1 protein-coding gene and 1 other annotated feature are annotated in these 1,318 nt (G+C 56.9%); the gene reads right to left on the bottom strand.

The genetic code is table 11. The features are described 5' to 3' along the window. Nucleotides 1-39: 39 nt before the first annotated feature. A protein-coding gene (locus IXC47_RS19265; RefSeq protein WP_407651169.1) for an IS3 family transposase occupies nt 40-1,268 on the bottom strand; the annotation gives its coding sequence in 2 pieces (ribosomal slippage) (nt 40-980 and nt 980-1,268; 1,230 coding nt in all). Beyond that, nucleotides 874-990 (bottom strand) — a sequence feature (AL1L pseudoknot). It overlaps the preceding gene by 117 nt. Nucleotides 1,269-1,318: the final 50 nt, after the last annotated feature.

The following is a 1,318-nucleotide window of genomic DNA, read 5'->3' as shown; positions in this document are numbered from 1 at the left end:
TGAAGCGCCCCGGTTTTCGTGGAGGCCGGTTGGTTTAAGTTAGACCTCGACGGCGACCTTTTCAGTCAGCTGCCGGTAATAGTTTTCTTCAGCCTCCGCCGGTGGAATATACCCGATGGGAGCCAGCAGGCGATGATGGTTAAACCACGATACCCATTCCAGCGTAGCCAGTTCGACCGACGCTTTGGTTTTCCAGGGCCCTCGACGGTGAATCACCTCGGCCTTGTATAAGCCGTTAATGGTTTCTGCCAAGGCGTTGTCGTAGCTGTCTCCACGACTACCCACTGAGGGCTCAATGCCGGCCTCGGCCAGTCTCTCTGTGTAGCGAATAGAGACGTATTGAGAACCCCTGTCGCTGTGGTGGACCAGGCCGCCAGTTTGCTGCGGCTGACGGTCATACAACGCCTGCTCCAGTGCATCCAGAACGAAATCTGTGTGCATTGAGCTGCTGACCCGCCAGCCGACAATGCGCCGGGCAAACACGTCAATCACAAACGCCACATACAACCACCCTTGCCAGGTCGACACGTAGGTGAAATCCGACACCCACAGCTGATTGGGACGGTCGGCCTTGAATTGCCGATTCACGTGGTCCAGTGGACATGGTGCAGACGTATCGGGCACCGTGGTACGCATCGACTTGCCGCGCCTTGCGCCTTGAATACCAAGTCGTCGCATCAGCCGCTCAACCGTGCAACGTGCTACGGCTTGTTCTTCGCGGTGAAGCTGACGCCAAACCTTGTCAGCGCCGTAAACCCTCATATTCTTCTCCCAAACCCGGTGAATCTCGGGCATCAGAACTGCATCTCGCTTGGCACGGGCACACAGCAGTTCTGGGTTCCTTTGTTGTGCGGCATAGCGCCGGTAGCCTGACGGGGCAATCTGCAAGACCTTGCAAAGTGGCTCGACCCCGTAAGCATCACGGTGCTCATCAATAAATCGCCGGATTATTTCAATCGGCGGTCGAGCTCCGCCTGGGCGAAAAAAGCGCTCGCCAGCTTGAGAATCTCGTTGGCTCGACGTAACTCCTTGACCTCACGTTCGAGCTCCTTGACGCGTTCACGTTCGGCGCTGGTGACGCCATCGCGTGTGCCGGTATCGACCTCGTGCTTGCGAACCCAATCGTTCAGCGTTTGGGGCACGCAGCCAATCTTGGGTGCTATGGACTCGATGGTGGCCCACAACGATGGGTACTCTCCACGATGCTCGAGCACCATACGTACAGCGCGTTCACGCACTTCGGGGGAAAATTTGTTTTGCTTCTTCATGGCTCCATTTTCTCAGATGTTGGAGCCTCCACAAATCCCGGGGCGCTTCA

Origin of the sequence: Herminiimonas contaminans (genome assembly GCF_015645465.1) — a bacterium.
GTDB lineage: Bacteria > Pseudomonadota > Gammaproteobacteria > Burkholderiales > Burkholderiaceae_D > Oxalicibacterium > Oxalicibacterium contaminans.
The sequence above is the reverse complement of the archived record's forward strand: the minus strand, read 5'-3'. Positions and strand labels throughout refer to the sequence as shown.